This window comes from Daejeonella sp. JGW-45, from assembly GCF_029360805.1.
Taxonomy (GTDB): Bacteria; Bacteroidota; Bacteroidia; order Sphingobacteriales; family Sphingobacteriaceae; genus Daejeonella.
Genome location: NZ_JARKNC010000010.1, coordinates 412,213 through 427,181, shown reverse-complemented (window position 1 = coordinate 427,181; position 14,969 = coordinate 412,213). Strand labels below are relative to the sequence as shown.

The window sequence follows — 14,969 nt, the reverse complement described above, 5'->3', positions numbered from 1 at the left end:
TTATCTTGAATTGCTAACCAGGTTTGTCAGCTTTACGAAATCGTCTACCCCCAGGCGTTCCGCGCGCATATCGAACAGCGGATCATCCGGCATATTATCTTTACTGACCAGGGATGATAATGCATTTCTCAGAGTTTTCCTCCTTTGGTTAAACCCGGCTTTAACAACCTGCCAGAACAGCTTTTCATCACAATCGAGCTTTTCAGTAGCATTTCTCGTCAGACGGATAACGGCCGAAGTAACTTTTGGCGGCGGATTAAATACACCGGGCTTTACAGAAAACAGGTATTCGACCTTATAAAAGGCCTGAAGGAAAACACTCAGAATACCGTACTCCTTGCTTCCCGGCTTTTCAGCACAGCGTTCCGCAACTTCTTTTTGAAACATCCCGACCAGTTCCACTACCTGGTCCCGGTTATCCAGCATCTTAAATAATATCTGTGAGGAGATGTTATACGGGAAATTCCCGATGATACCCAGCTTGCCCGGAAAAATCGCTTTAAAATCAAGCTCCAGAAAGTCTCCATTTATAAGCCTCTCACCCAACAACGGGTACTTTTTCTTAAGGAAATTAAACGATTCAGTGTCTATGTCTATCAGGTATGCCTTTGGATTATCCCTGCTCAGTAAAAAATCTGACAAGATTCCCATGCCCGGGCCAACTTCGAGCACATGCTCGTATTGATCAGCCGATTTGAGGCTGTTTACAATCTTTTCAGCAATATTCTTGTCCGTTAAGAAATGTTGACCAAGATGCTTTTTCGCCTTAACCGTCATTGGGAACTCCTTATTTAAAGCAAAACTACGCTTTTGAGTTATACGTTTTACGTTATACGTTGTAAGTTTCCTTTCCACCGTTCCAAAAACGGTTCCCACAGACAGATTTCCAACGCGGAGTTAAGCGCCACGCTCTCCGCCCAGACGTAGAACGTAAAACGTAAAACGCATCACTAATATACCGTCCAGACGTAGAACGTACCACCAACAACCTACAACTTAGTTGTACATTGCAATTAAAGTCTTTAATTTGCGGGAATAAAGGATTCTATTAAGGAAATGGGTAATAAAATTAAAATAGGTATTTCTATAGGAGATGTAAATGGTATCGGATTAGAGGTGATCATAAAAACCCTTATGGACAAACGGGTACTGGAATATTGCACCCCTATCGTCTATGGCCATACAAAGGTTGCATCCTTCCACCGGAAAACCATGGAGCTGAACGACTTTAATTTTAACGTGATCAGCAATCCCGCCCAGGCCCATGACAGGCGCGCCAACATGATCAACTGCTGGGAAGAAGATGTCAGGATAGAGCTTGGGATGACTACCGATACGGGCGGAAAATACGCTTTCATATCGCTTGAGAATGCGTTAAACGACCTCATAGCCGGAAATACCGATGCGCTTGTTACTGCTCCTATAAATAAACATAACATACAAAACGACAATTTCCAGTTTGCGGGTCATACTGAATACATACAGAGCAAGACCGATTCTGCAGATTCGCTGATGTTCCTGGTCAGCGAGGATATCCGGGTGGGTGTGGTTACCGGACATATTCCGGTAAATGATGTACCAGGAAAACTCAGCGTTGAGAAGATAGTTTCCAAGCTGAGCCTGATGAACGAAAGCCTCAGGAAAGATTTCTGGATCCAGAAACCCAAAATAGCCGTACTGGGTTTAAATCCACATGCCGGCGATAACGGCCTTATCGGGAAAGAAGAACTCGATATTATAATCCCCGCGATCGAAGCAGCAAACGCAAAGAGCATTTTCGCATTCGGGCCTTATGCCGCCGACGGCTTCTTTGCCGCTCATACCTATACCAAGTTCGATGCAGTCCTTGCTATGTACCACGACCAGGGGCTTATTCCTTTCAAACAGATCGCCTTTCATAATGGGGTAAACTTTACCGCCGGCTTACCTGTTGTTCGCACCTCGCCAGATCATGGTACTGGTTATGATATAGCGGGGAAGAACCTGGCGTCGGAGAACTCCTTCCGTGAAGCACTCTTTACTGCAATAAATATCGTGGAACGCCGCAGGGAAAGCAAGGAACTTACCGCAAATCCTTTAAAACTTAGCAAATTTTCAAAAGACCGGGATTAAAGGGCTCAAGGCTCATTTCCCGATTTTGAAAAAACTGTTCCCAACTAAATAAATTTTCGTAAATTTGCAGGCTCAATTGGCGTGCATTGAAATCGTTACAGCAATACAGCATTCCGTACACCGGATTAAAACTTGGAGTTCATGATTTTGAATTTGAAGTAACTGACGAGTTTTTCAGCAAATTTGAGTATTCGCTGGTGAAAAGCGGGAAGCTGAAAGTAAAGCTGGATTTAGAAAAACAGGAAACAATGATGATCCTGAATTTTTATATCTCCGGCGAAATGATGTTAGGATGCGATGTTTGTTTAGCCGATTATCCCTATCAGGTAGAAATTGAGGAGCGGCAGATAGCCAAGTTTACAGGCAATGCCAATCTTGAAGAGGATACTGAAGAGATCATCGTTTTGACAAAAAACGAAAGCGAGATCAATGTAGCACCATTGATCTATGAGTATATTAACCTGGCGGTACCCTATATCAACCGTTGTGCTGATGAAGGCAATACAAAATGGTGTGATCAGGAAATGATCGAGAAATTAAGGCAGCTGTCCGGCGGAACAAAAGAAGAAAATGAAAGCGGTGACCCCCGGTGGGAGGCATTGAAAAATATTAAAAAGTAAATAAATACATAGGAAAAAATGGCACATCCAAAACGGAAAATCTCGAAATCAAGAAGAGATAAAAGAAGAACGCATTATAAAGCTGTGGCTCCAGGTTTAACCACTTGTCAGACTACAGGTGCAGTACATTTACCTCACCGTGCATATACAGTTGATGGCAACTTGTATTACAACGGTAAAATGGTTATCGAGAACACTTCTGTAGCCTAATAGCTTTCAGAAATGAAGATTGGCTTAGATATTATGGGCGGAGACTTCGCTCCCAAAGCAACAGTTTTGGGAGCTATAGAAGCCCAAAAAGCCTTATTGCCAGATCAAAAGATAGTTCTTTTTGGCGATAAAGACCAAGCCTTACCCCTGATCTCCCAAGAAGGGGTTGACCCTGAAATTTTCGACTATATTCATACCACCGAGGTTATCGGCATGGGCGAGCATGCGGCAAAAGCTGTTCTGCAAAAGCCGAATTCAAGCATAAGCCTGGGCTTCCAATATCTTAAGGAGGGGCAGATAGACGCCTTTTCGTCTGCCGGCAATACAGGAGCAATGCTCGTTGGAGCAATGTTCAGCGTAAAACCGGTACCGGGAGTAATACGTCCGGCTATTGCTACAAACGTTCCTAAATTAAAATCCGGCTTCGGCATCATGCTGGATGTGGGCGCCAATGCTGATTGCAAACCAGATGTCCTGGCTCAGTTTGGTATCATGGGAAGCATTTATGCTGAACACGTTTACCACGTAAAAGACCCTAAAGTTGCTTTGATGAACATCGGTGAGGAAGAAGAAAAAGGCAACGTACTTACTCAGGCAACTTTCCCCCTGCTACAAAAAACCAACGTCAATTTTGTAGGAAACATTGAAGGCCGCGATCTGTTCAATGATAAGGCAGATGTTATTGTTTGCGACGGATTTACCGGGAATGTAATGCTTAAACTGGCCGAAACTTTTTATATCCTGACACTGAAAAAAGGATTCAAGGATGAGTTCTTCGACAGGTTCAACTACGAACAGTACGGCGGGAGCCCAATCCTGGGTGTTAATGCCCCTGTATTAATTGGACACGGAATTTCCAGTCCCGAAGCAATCAAAAATATGGTCCTCCTTTGTCGAACGATGATAGAAGCTCAATTTGTTGATAAAATCAAAGAAGCTTTTAAATAAACATTCTAAAATATTATGTCAAAAGTCCATGCTGCAATAACAGCCGTTGATGGCTACGTACCAGATTATATTCTAACTAATAAGGAACTGGAGGGCATGGTAGAGACCAATGATGAGTGGATAACCACCCGGACTGGTATCCGGGAACGCCGCATCCTGAAGGGAAATCTGGGCACCTCTGACATGGCCGTTATAGCAGTGAACGGATTATTAAAGAAACGAGGCATCTCTGCAGCAGAAATTGACCTGATTATTTTCTGTACAACTACGCCTGACATGGTTTTCCCGGCAACGGCCAATGTCCTTGCGCATAAGATAGGCGCTGACAATGCCTGGGGATATGACCTGAACGCCGCTTGCTCGGGGTTCCTTTTCGGTTTAGCTACCGGCGCTCAGTTCATCGAAGCGGGCAAACACAAGAAAGTATTAGTTGTAGGCGGAGATAAAATGTCGTCTATTATAAATTATAAAGACCGTAAAAGCTGCATTATTTTTGGGGATGGTTGCGGTGCTGTCTTGCTTGAACCAAATACAGAAGGCTGCGGAGTTATCGATTCTATCCTGAAAAGCGATGGATCCGGAGGCCCCTACCTTCACCAGAAAGCTGGTGGATCTTTAAGGCCGGCCAGCCATGAGACTGTGGATAATGATGAGCATTTCCTGTTCCAGGAAGGACAGGCAGTGTTTAAATTCGCGGTAACCAATATGGCCGACGTGGCTGCTGATGTGATGGAGCGAAACAATCTTTTAGCGGAAGACGTTGCCTGGTTAGTTCCGCACCAGGCCAACAAGAGAATAATCGACGCTACCAGCAGCCGTTGCGGTATCGATCCTGAAAAGGTGATGATTAACATCGAAAAATACGGTAATACGACCAACGGTACTATCCCCCTGTGTTTATGGGAATGGGAAAGTAAGCTAAAAAAGGGCGATAATCTTATCCTCGCAGCTTTTGGAGGCGGATTTACCTGGGGCTCTGTTTATTTGAAGTGGGCTTATTGAGGGAGTTAACACCTAATAGCTGAAAGCTGATAACTGAAAGCTCATAGCTGACAGCTGATAGCTGATAGCTCATAGCCGATAACTGATAGATAATCGTTCGTAACTTAAAATTTTATTATAAATTTAGATTAACCGAAAACTAAACTATAAACAATGGATATTAAACAAATTCAGGAACTCATTAAGTTCGTTTCCAGATCTGGAGTAAATGAAGTGTCAATTGAGCAGAAAGAGTTTAAAATTACCATAAAGACTAACCAGGCGCCAACCTATATAACAGGAGCACCGGCCCCCGTTCAGCAACACACTATTTCAGCAGTCGTACCCCCCGCCGCACCGGCAAGTCCGGCTGCGCCGGCAACCGAAGCCAAAGCGGCAGATAAGGATGAAACGTCCAATTACATCACTGTTAAATCACCCATGATCGGTACATTTTACCGTTCATCCGGCCCTGATAAACCGTTATTTGTAAATGTTGGCGATGAGATTAAGGCCGGACAGGTTGTTTGCATTATCGAAGCCATGAAGCTCTTCAATGAGATCGAATCTGAAGTAAGTGGCCGTATCGTGAAAGTATTGGTAGATAATGCCAGCCCGGTTGAGTACGATCAGCCTTTATTCTTGGTTGAACCAGTGTAAGGAGACGAGAAACGGGAAGCGGGGCAACGAGAGACAAATGAGAAGTACCCGGCTTTTGAAGTAAATTCATATCGACAAAGAAACCTATGTTTAAAAAAATACTGATTGCTAATCGTGGTGAGATAGCTTTACGAATCATCCGTACCTGTAAGGAAATGGGCGTAAAAACCGTAGCTGTATACTCTACCGCAGATCGCGACAGCCTGCACGTCCGTTTCGCCGATGAGGCGGTCTGTATCGGGCCTCCTCCAAGTAAAGATTCATACCTGAGCATTCCCAATATCATTTCTGCAGCTGAAGTTACCAACGCCGATGCAATCCATCCGGGTTATGGCTTTCTATCGGAAAATGCTAAATTTTCGGCAATATGTCATGACTACGGGATCAAATTTATAGGCGCAACCGCCGAACAGATTAACGGCATGGGCGACAAAGCCTCTGCGAAGGAGACAATGAAGCTTGCAGGCGTACCAACCATACCCGGTTCTGAAGGCTTGCTTACCGATGTTAAGGAAGGCCTCAAGATCTCAAACGAAATCGGATACCCTGTCATACTTAAAGCAACAGCAGGTGGTGGCGGCCGCGGAATGCGAATTGTGTGGAATGATAACGAGTTTGAGCCCGCATGGGACTCTGCACGCCAGGAATCATCTGCCGCATTTGGCAATGATGGTCTTTATCTTGAAAAATATGTAGAAGACCCGCGTCATATAGAGATCCAGGTAATTGGCGATCAATACGGCAAAGTTTGTCATCTGTCTGAAAGAGATTGCTCTATCCAGCGGCGTCACCAAAAACTGGTAGAGGAATCTCCCTCTCCATTCATGACTCCCGAACTAAGGGAAAAAATGGGTGAAGCTGCCATCAAAGGAGCCCAGGCTGTAAATTATGAAGGAGCCGGAACTGTTGAGTTTCTTGTCGACAAGCACCGCAACTTTTATTTCATGGAAATGAACACCCGCATACAAGTGGAGCACCCGGTAACAGAGGAGGTCATCAATTTTGACCTCATCAAGGAACAAATAAAGGTTGCTGCCGGCATCCCTATCTCAGGTAAAAACTATATTCCTGAGATGCATGCTATCGAATGCCGGATCAATGCGGAAGATCCGTTCAACAACTTCAGGCCATCTCCTGGTCTAATTACTCACTTTCATTCGCCGGGCGGGCACGGTGTGCGTGTGGATACTCACGTGTATGCCGGATACCAGATCCCTCCTAACTATGACTCCATGATCGCCAAGCTGATCTGTGTTGCCCAAACCAGGGAAGAAGCTATAAGCACCATGGAAAGATCACTGAGCGAATTTGTAATTGAGGGTGTGAAGACAACTATCCCTTTTCATTTGCGTTTAATGAGAGATCCAAACTTCCGTGCAGGTAATTTCACGACCAAATTTATGGAGAGCTTCGATTTGACAGAATAGCCTGAATTAAAACTAATTGGCTGTCAAAAGCAGCGAATACAATATGTGTACTGCTTTAAATGTCACAAATAAATTGATTATTATTAAATATCAACAGAATACCATTCTCAAGTCAAACAGAATGGTATTTTTGTTTTTGAAATATGAGCGAAGAACGTACCGACCTTGTTAAGGCCATCAAGGAAAAAGGCAAAACGATAGAAGCCGAGATGTCATTTTTTGACCATCTGGATGTGCTTCGCGGCCATCTGATAAGAGCTGCAATTGCAATAGTTGTATTTACAATTCTCGCGTTCAGCTTCTACGATTTCATCTTTGAAAAGATAATCATGGCTCCCGGCAGGACTAATTTCTGGACTTACAGGATGATGTGCGCCGCCACCGAGAAATTTAACCTTGGAGCTGAATTCTGTGTTACCAAGCTGAATTTTATTATTATCAATACCCAGCTTGGAGGACAGTTCACATTGCAGTTAAACTCATCTCTGATGATTGGGATAGTTCTGGGCTTTCCTTACCTGCTATTTGAAATATGGCGTTTTGTTAAGCCGGCACTCCATGAAAATGAGCGCAATTCGGCTACAGGCTTTGTTTTCTGGGCATCATTGCTGTTCATCGTGGGAGTTCTTTTCGGGTATTACATTATATCTCCCCTGTCAATAAATTTCCTCTCTAATTACGAGGTAAGTTCCATCATCAACAACAATATCGAGATCGACTCATATTTCTCGATCCTGGCTACATTAAGTATCGGCGCGGGTATAATATTTGAACTTCCAATAATTATCTATATCCTGTCAAAACTGGGAATAATGACGCCTAAGTTTATGCGGTCGTCCAGAAGATACGCCACAGTGCTTATCCTGATCATAGCTGCCGTTGTAACTCCTACGCCAGACCTGATCACCATGTTCACGGTAAGCTTACCTTTATTCCTGCTATATGAAGCGAGTATATATGTTTCGGCAATAGTCGAACAGCGGAAGAAAAAGGCCGAAATTGAATTTTATAAAGACTAATGAACCTTTGATCCTGTTTTATTAAAAAATTAATTTTGTCTCATGAACAACTCTATCAGCATCGCTATCGGCGGAGACCACGCCGGTTTTGAATATAAAAAAGTTCTTATCGACTTTCTTAAGGAATATCAGATCAAAGATTTCGGAACCTATGGTACCGATTCTGTTGATTATCCTGATTTCGCGCATCCGGTTGCAAGTGCGGTAGAGAGTGGTGAGTTTAAACTTGGCATCCTGATCTGCGGAAGTGCCAATGGAGTTGCCATCACAGCTAATAAACACCAGGGAATTCGCGCCGCAATATGCTGGAATGGCGAACTTGCTGAACTCGCCAGGGGCCATAATGATGCAAACGTACTTTGCATTCCTGCCCGGTTTGTCTCTATTGAACTGGCGAAAGAAATTACATTTAAATTCTTAAATTCAACGTTCGAGGGCGGACGTCATGCCAACAGGGTAAATAAAATGTCCTGTTAATTTTTTAAACTAACCTTATAAAAATGATGAAAACAAAGGCACTATGGGCACTGCTTGTTGTAGGAATTTCCGTACACGCATTTGCTCAGGACCCGGTAGCACAGAAATATGCCGAACAGATCACTCCTAAACTGGCAAGAAAGCATCTGAAGGTCCTGTCATCGGATAAATTTGAAGGCCGGGAAACGGGAAAACCGGGCGCGGAAAAGGCAGCTAATTATATTGCAGCCGAATTGAAAAAGCTCGGTTTAACTGCCCCGGTAAACGGCTCGTATTTCCAGGAAGTACCTCTGACAGAAACAGTATTTGAATTCGCTACTTTCACAGCCAATGGCAATTCTCTGAATCAGGGAAAAGATTTTTTACTTGTTCAGGGTGGCGGCGCTGGCAGATCGATAAACGCAGATGAAATTATTTTTGCTGGTTACGGAATAAGTTCAGAAACTTACGACGACCTCAAAGGAACAGACCTGACCGGAAAAGTGGTCATGCTGATCGGTACGAACGAACCAATGAATAACGGCTTATCCGCAATTACTAAATCGAGCGAGCCATATCAGTATATGAAACGCTTGCAGAATGTCGCAAGTCGGGGCCCGGCATTGATCATTGTAGTTAATCCGGAGGTAAGCAAAGCATTGAAACAATACGTTCCCGCATCCGGAAGGCTTAGCCTTAAAAAAGAGAACGCAGCTGCACCCGCACCCCGTGGGGGTTCGGGTGCGATAATAACTATTGCACCTGAAGTAGCCGATCTCATGCTCAGGAATTCCGGAAAAACATATTCAGCATTAAAATCTTCAGTGGATATCAGCGGCACACCGCAGACTCAATCCATAAACTCGACATTGGCAGTTACATACGGTCCGGTAAAAAAGGATGTACGCTCCATGAATGTCATGGGTTACCTTGAAGGCTCCGATCTGAAAGATGAGGTACTGGTTTTTTCTGCACACTACGACCATATCGGTCTAACCAAAGATGGTGGAAAAGATAAAGTGAATAACGGGGCTGATGATGATGGCTCGGGCACAACAGGAGTTCTTGAGATCGCCAGGGCTTATGCCAAAGCGAAAAAAGAGGGCAAAGGGCCGCGCAGAAGTATACTGTTCCTGTTTGTAACAGCAGAAGAAAAAGGATTGCTGGGTTCAGAATGGTATTCATTAAACCCGGTGTTCCCTATGGCTAATACCATCACAAACCTGAATATCGATATGATTGGGAGAACCGGCGAAGAATACAAGACTTCCCCGGACTCGGCAAACTATTGCTACCTGATTGGTTCTGATAAGCTTAGTACGGACCTTCACAAGATCAGCGAAAATGCAAATGCCGTTTACACTAAAATGAAGATAGACTATAAATACAATGACCCGAACGACCCCGAGCGTATCTACTATCGTTCAGATCATTATAACTTCGCGAAACACGGCGTGCCGATCGTATTCTATTTCAATGGTGTGCACGAAGATTATCATAAACCCAGTGATGAGTTCAGGAAGATCAATTTTGACGTGCTGACCAAACGGGCTCATCTGGTGTTTTATACCGGCTGGGACCTGGCAAACAGGGATAAGAGGCCAGTTGTTGATGTGACTAATGATATGCCCAATTCGAGATAAGAATAGCTAAATTCGCATAATGAGTACACTCGCATCAGAATTTGTCTCCACTTCTGCCAAAAAGGCTTTTGACCCGGACCACCGGCGGATCATCAACAACAACATCGGGAAGTATGATACAGCAGTAGCACGTGGACTCTCGAAGTTTGCCAATCTCGAAAATTCCAAGCGAAAAGCTCATACGATCAAGTGGAAGGTGATGGAAAACCTGGATAAGCTCTTACCAGAGTTTGAATCTAATTTCCAGCGTAAAGGCGGCAAAGTAATCTGGGCGAATGATGCAGCGGAGGCTAACAGGGAAATCCTTAGCATAATCCAGAAAGCCAATGCCCGGAGCGTTATAAAATCAAAATCTATGGTGACTGAAGAAATTCATTTAAATGAATTTCTGGAAAATAATAACATCAGCACGGTGGAAAGTGATCTTGGGGAATATATCGTTCAGTTGTTAGGCCAAAGACCTTATCATATAGTTACCCCGGCAATGCACCTCAGCAAAGAAGATATCGCCAGGTTATTTAATGAGAAATTCGGTACTCCTATAGACGCTACACCCGAACAATTAACATTAAAAGCCCGGGAACTGCTGCGGGAAAAGTATACCACTGCAGATATTGGAATTACCGGGGGCAATTTCCTGATAGCAGATACAGGCAGCATCGCGCTTACGGAGAACGAGGGAAATGCCAGGCTTACAACAACATTTCCAAAGATCCATATTGCTATCGTTGGTATAGAAAAAGTAATTCCGACCATGCAGGACCTTGATCTTTTCTGGCCCCTGCTTGCGACACACGGAACGGGACAAAACTTAACAGTTTACAATACTATCCTGGGCGGACCCCGGCAGGCTGAGGAAACTGACGGACCTGAGGAAATGTATGTTATCTTGCTCGACAACGGCAGAACCAATCTTCTGGCGCAAAAAGATCAACGGCAGGGACTTTACTGCATCCGCTGCGGTGCCTGCCTTAACGCATGTCCCGTCTACAAAAATATCGGCGGACACACCTATGAGACTACTTACAGCGGCCCCATAGGTTCGATTATTACCCCGCATATGGCCGGGATGAAGGAATTCAAGCATCTGAGCTACGCTTCCAGCCTTTGTGGAAAATGCTCAGAAGTTTGCCCCGTGAAAATTGATATCCACAAAATGCTCCTGCTGAACCGCAGGGATGCCGTGAAAGAAGGATTAAATTCAGGCCCTGAAAGCTTGGGTTGGAAAGCCTGGAAACTAGGCATGATGAAACGCAAAATGATGGACCTGCTTAACGGCAGATGGAAAAACGTCTTGCTAAAGACGTTTTTCAAGAAGAACTGGGGGGAGAACCGCGGTCTTCCGGAAGTTTCTAAAGAGTCATTTAGTAAGCAGTGGGCTGGAAAGATTGGTAAGGGGACGAGTAATTAGTGATCGGTGGCCGGTAAACAGTAATCAGAGTTGAATAAAATATATTGTTTAAAAAGATACTTCAGGCTCATATCTCATAGCCCGTAGCTCACAGACACAATGAAATTCGACCGTAAAGATCTTTCCGATAGCAGCCTCTTAAAGTTCTATAAGCATCTCCTTAAACCCAGGATGATAGAGGAAAAAATGCTGATCCTTTTACGGCAGGGAAAGATTGGCAAATGGTTTTCCGGCATCGGCCAGGAGGCTATTGCCGTTGGCACGACCCTCGCCATGCGGCCTCATGAATTTATCCTCCCCATGCACAGGAACCTGGGCGTCTTTACCAGCCGGGGCATCCCTTTATCCCGGCTTATGGCTCAATGGCAGGGAAAGAGCTCCGGTTTTACCAAGGGCCGTGACCGCTCGTTTCACTTTGGCACAAAGCAGTTTAACATTGTTGGGATGATCTCCCATTTGGGCCCGCAGCTTGCCTTAGCTGATGGCATTGCCTTAGCTGATCTCCTGGAAAATAAACAAAATGCCACACTGGTATTTACAGGTGAGGGCGCTACCAGCGAGGGTGATTTTCATGAAGCTCTTAACGTGGCCGCCGTCTGGGACCTCCCGGTTATATTTATTATTGAAAATAATGCCTACGGCCTCTCAACTCCTGTAAACGAACAATACCGGTGTAAAAATCTTGTCGACCGGGCAATTGGATACGGTATGGAAGGTTACCAGATAGACGGAAATAATATCCTGGAAGTTTACAATACGATCAGTGATATTGCCGAAAATATCAGGCAAAAACCTCGGCCGGTATTGGTCGAGTGTATGACCTTTCGTATGCGCGGGCACGAAGAAGCTTCGGGCACTAAATATATCCGGCAGGAGCTCTTTACCGAATGGGAGAAGAAAGACCCGCTTAACAATTTCGAACAGTACCTGCGCGACGAGAAGATCCTGAATGAAGAACTGATTGCTGAAATAAGGGATGAATTTAAAATCGAGATCGAGGCTGAAATTGAGCTGGCATTTGCCGACGATGAAGTCCCCGTGAACACCGCTATCGAAGTCGGAGATATGTATGCTCCTTCTACGGCGGAGCCGGTGGAGGTTGTAAGCTCTTTAAAAAGCGAGAGGCGTTATATAGACGCCATTACCGATGGGTTAAGACAATCCATGCAGAAATATCCAAAGCTTGTTATAATGGGCCAGGATATCGCCGAATATGGTGGCGCATTCAAAATTACGCAGGGTTTTGTGGAAGAATTCGGTAAAGGCAGGGTACGCAACACGCCAATCTGCGAATCAGCCATCGTAGGTACAGCGCTGGGTTTATCGATCAATGGGTATAAAGCAATTGTAGAGATGCAGTTTGCAGATTTTGTAACCTGCGGGTTTAACCAGATCATAAATAACCTGGCGAAGACACATTACCGGTGGGCGGAGAAGGCCGATGTTGTGATCCGTATGCCCACAGGCGCAGGGACTGGTGCGGGGCCCTTTCACTCTCAAAGCAACGAAGCCTGGTTCACTAAAACCCCGGGGCTTAAGATCGTATATCCCGCCTTTCCATCCGATGCTAAAGGACTTTTAGCAGCAGCGATCGACGATCCTAACCCGGTCATCTATTTTGAGCACAAATATCTTTACCGCGCCATTGCTGAACCTGTTCACGATGATTACTACACCTGCGGGATCGGAAAAGCAAGACTTGTACGCACGGGCGGGCAAATAAGCATAGTCACCTATGGCCTTGGAGTTCATTGGGCACTTGAATACTTGAATGCGCATCCTCAGATATCGGCCGATCTCATAGACCTCAGAACCTTGCAACCCTGGGATAAGGAATCTGTAGAAAATTCCGTGAAAAAGACCGGGAGAGTTCTCATCTTACACGAAGATACTTTAACAAGCGGATTCGGCGGCGAAATAAGCGCCCATATCGCCGAACATTGTTTTGAATTTCTGGACGCCCCAATAAAACGCTGCGCGAGTCTTGACACAGCAATACCAATGAACAAAGCGCTCGAAGATAATTTTCTTGCTAAATCCAGGTTGCACGCGCAGGTCGACAGTCTCCTCAAATATTAATGGCATGGAATTTTCTATTGTGTAGAACAATAGATTTATCCATGATCAGGCACGGTCTCATATTGATCTTACTCATAGCCGCTTCCTGTACTAAAAATACAGACGAAGCGCAAACATATCCTGGGCGGGAGAAAATAGCAGTAATCAAGGAGCAGATCATCGCATTTTCCGACAGCATAAATACGCTGGTAAAAGGCAGCATTGAACAGGAGAGCCTGATCTATACCATCAATGATTACTCGTTTCATGTAACCAGATACGTCAGGGGTTCAGACGTATCGCTTTATATAGAGCACGGTTACAGTGCCAGCTCGGGGCGGGTCGAAAACAGATACTACCTTAAAAATGGCAAGGTGGTATTGTATTCACACCACGTAAACAATCCGCAGAGCCTCGTCCCCTATAAATTGGTGCGTGAATTTTACGACGCCGGCGAGTTGCTGCTTTCAGATCATAAGACTGCAAAAACCGCTGATGAACTCGATTCAACAGCATTTGTACGTCGTATCGCAAGACGAACTGATAGAAATACTGATATAAGGACGCTAAATGAGGCCGTTTACCAGCGTGGCGCTTTCAACTTGTCATTGGAGGGAATTACACAGTACCCCGGAGCTAAATACCTCATCCTAAGCAGCAATAAAGTCAATTCCTACCGTGCCGCCTTGCTTATTAAAAAAGAGGATGCCCTGATAAAATCAGTTATCGCCGATCCTGAAAAGTATAGAGGAAGGAAGGTTGATCTGGATTGGAAGCTTGAGGAAAAAAATCAGGCTCTATATGTTTCCGGCAGACTGAGGCACTAAGGTCACTTCAGAAAGCGGGTTAAATAAATATACAGCTCCTGTCTTCACTTCAACGCACTTGTACCGTTTTCTAATCAGTTCGCCTTTCCGGAAAACACGGTTATTTTTTATAACGAAAAGACTATTGAAAGGAAGCTTTTCAACATGCACTACACCTTCGGGCTTTTTGTCGTAACGGTTCAGCACCCGGAACAAATTAAGGTCTGTACAGCTTGAAGCGGATGGATTTTCCAGGTAACTTATAATTGCCTGTTTCACATCAGCCGGAAATATTGCCTGTTCAAAGAATGGCTTCATCATTCGCTTAAAGTTGTTTTTCCACTCCATTCCGTGAGGCTTCGCTCTGCGCTTATATTCATTCCAGGTCAGTAAGTGAGCGAACTCGTGGACTGTAGTGATCAGGAAAGCATACGGATTAAGATTGTAGTTAACTGAGATCCGATGTCCTTCGTCTTTAAAAGGATGCCGGTAGTCGCCATATTTTGTACTCCGCCCCCTTGATATTTTGAATTCACATTTAAAATAATCGATCCACCTGGCTATGACCGGCGCAGCACCTTCCGGCAGATAATTACGAAGTACATTAACCTTATCCAA

The 14,969-nt window shown here is 44.6% G+C and carries 15 protein-coding genes; 13 read left to right on the top strand and 2 right to left on the bottom strand.

Going from position 1 to position 14,969, the window contains the following annotated elements; all coding sequences use genetic code 11:
- Positions 1-777 carry a 16S rRNA (adenine(1518)-N(6)/adenine(1519)-N(6))-dimethyltransferase RsmA gene (gene rsmA, locus P2W76_RS15430; RefSeq protein WP_276348796.1) on the bottom strand — a complete coding sequence of 259 codons (777 nt, stop codon included), beginning with the start codon at positions 775-777 and terminating at the stop codon, positions 1-3.
- Positions 778-1,056: 279 nt separating this feature from the next.
- On the opposite strand from rsmA, the gene pdxA reads away from it, so the two are divergent.
- The 13 genes from pdxA to P2W76_RS15365 all read left to right on the top strand — a co-directional run bounded on the left by pdxA (position 1,057) and on the right by P2W76_RS15365 (position 14,372).
- Complete coding sequence (pdxA, locus tag P2W76_RS15425; protein ID WP_276348795.1) at positions 1,057-2,112, top strand: 4-hydroxythreonine-4-phosphate dehydrogenase PdxA; 1,056 nt, start codon at positions 1,057-1,059, stop codon at positions 2,110-2,112.
- Positions 2,113-2,198: 86 nt separating this feature from the next.
- Positions 2,199-2,732, top strand: a complete 534-nt coding sequence (locus tag P2W76_RS15420) for a DUF177 domain-containing protein (RefSeq protein ID WP_276348794.1) — start codon at positions 2,199-2,201, stop codon at positions 2,730-2,732.
- An 18-nt stretch (positions 2,733-2,750) separates the two neighbouring features.
- A complete protein-coding gene (gene rpmF, locus P2W76_RS15415; RefSeq protein WP_276348793.1) occupies positions 2,751-2,942 on the top strand; it encodes a 50S ribosomal protein L32 in 192 nt (63 codons plus the stop codon).
- 12 nt (positions 2,943-2,954) lie between these two features.
- Positions 2,955-3,890, top strand: a complete 936-nt coding sequence (gene plsX / locus P2W76_RS15410) for a phosphate acyltransferase PlsX (RefSeq protein WP_276348792.1) — start codon at positions 2,955-2,957, stop codon at positions 3,888-3,890.
- Between the two features lie 15 nt (positions 3,891-3,905).
- Complete coding sequence (locus P2W76_RS15405) at positions 3,906-4,892, top strand: beta-ketoacyl-ACP synthase III (protein WP_276348791.1); 987 nt, start codon at positions 3,906-3,908, stop codon at positions 4,890-4,892.
- A gap of 153 nt (positions 4,893-5,045) precedes the next feature.
- Positions 5,046-5,531 carry an acetyl-CoA carboxylase biotin carboxyl carrier protein gene (accB, locus tag P2W76_RS15400; RefSeq protein WP_276348790.1) on the top strand — a complete coding sequence of 162 codons (486 nt, stop codon included), beginning with the start codon at positions 5,046-5,048 and terminating at the stop codon, positions 5,529-5,531.
- 86 nt (positions 5,532-5,617) lie between these two features.
- On the top strand, positions 5,618-6,958 hold the full coding sequence (accC, locus tag P2W76_RS15395) for an acetyl-CoA carboxylase biotin carboxylase subunit (protein ID WP_276348789.1): 1,341 nt from the start codon (positions 5,618-5,620) through the stop codon (positions 6,956-6,958).
- A gap of 143 nt (positions 6,959-7,101) precedes the next feature.
- A complete protein-coding gene (tatC, locus tag P2W76_RS15390) occupies positions 7,102-7,977 on the top strand; it encodes a twin-arginine translocase subunit TatC (RefSeq protein ID WP_276348788.1) in 876 nt (291 codons plus the stop codon).
- A gap of 42 nt (positions 7,978-8,019) precedes the next feature.
- Complete coding sequence (rpiB, locus tag P2W76_RS15385) at positions 8,020-8,454, top strand: ribose 5-phosphate isomerase B (protein ID WP_276348787.1); 435 nt, start codon at positions 8,020-8,022, stop codon at positions 8,452-8,454.
- Between the two features lie 23 nt (positions 8,455-8,477).
- Positions 8,478-10,076, top strand: coding sequence for a M28 family peptidase (locus tag P2W76_RS15380; RefSeq protein WP_276348786.1), 1,599 nt, complete (start codon positions 8,478-8,480; stop codon positions 10,074-10,076).
- Between the two features lie 19 nt (positions 10,077-10,095).
- On the top strand, positions 10,096-11,487 hold the full coding sequence (locus P2W76_RS15375) for a LutB/LldF family L-lactate oxidation iron-sulfur protein (RefSeq protein WP_276348785.1): 1,392 nt from the start codon (positions 10,096-10,098) through the stop codon (positions 11,485-11,487).
- Positions 11,488-11,586: 99 nt separating this feature from the next.
- Positions 11,587-13,566 carry a dehydrogenase E1 component subunit alpha/beta gene (locus P2W76_RS15370; protein ID WP_276348784.1) on the top strand — a complete coding sequence of 660 codons (1,980 nt, stop codon included), beginning with the start codon at positions 11,587-11,589 and terminating at the stop codon, positions 13,564-13,566.
- A 41-nt stretch (positions 13,567-13,607) separates the two neighbouring features.
- The gene (locus P2W76_RS15365) at positions 13,608-14,372 is read left to right on the top strand and encodes a hypothetical protein (protein WP_276348783.1); all 765 of its coding nucleotides are present in this window, start codon (positions 13,608-13,610) and stop codon (positions 14,370-14,372) included.
- Here P2W76_RS15365 and P2W76_RS15360 read toward each other — a convergent pair.
- The gene (locus tag P2W76_RS15360) at positions 14,343-14,969 is read right to left on the bottom strand and encodes a sprT domain-containing protein (protein ID WP_276348782.1); all 627 of its coding nucleotides are present in this window, start codon (positions 14,967-14,969) and stop codon (positions 14,343-14,345) included. The two genes, P2W76_RS15365 and P2W76_RS15360, sit on opposite strands and share 30 nt — an antisense overlap.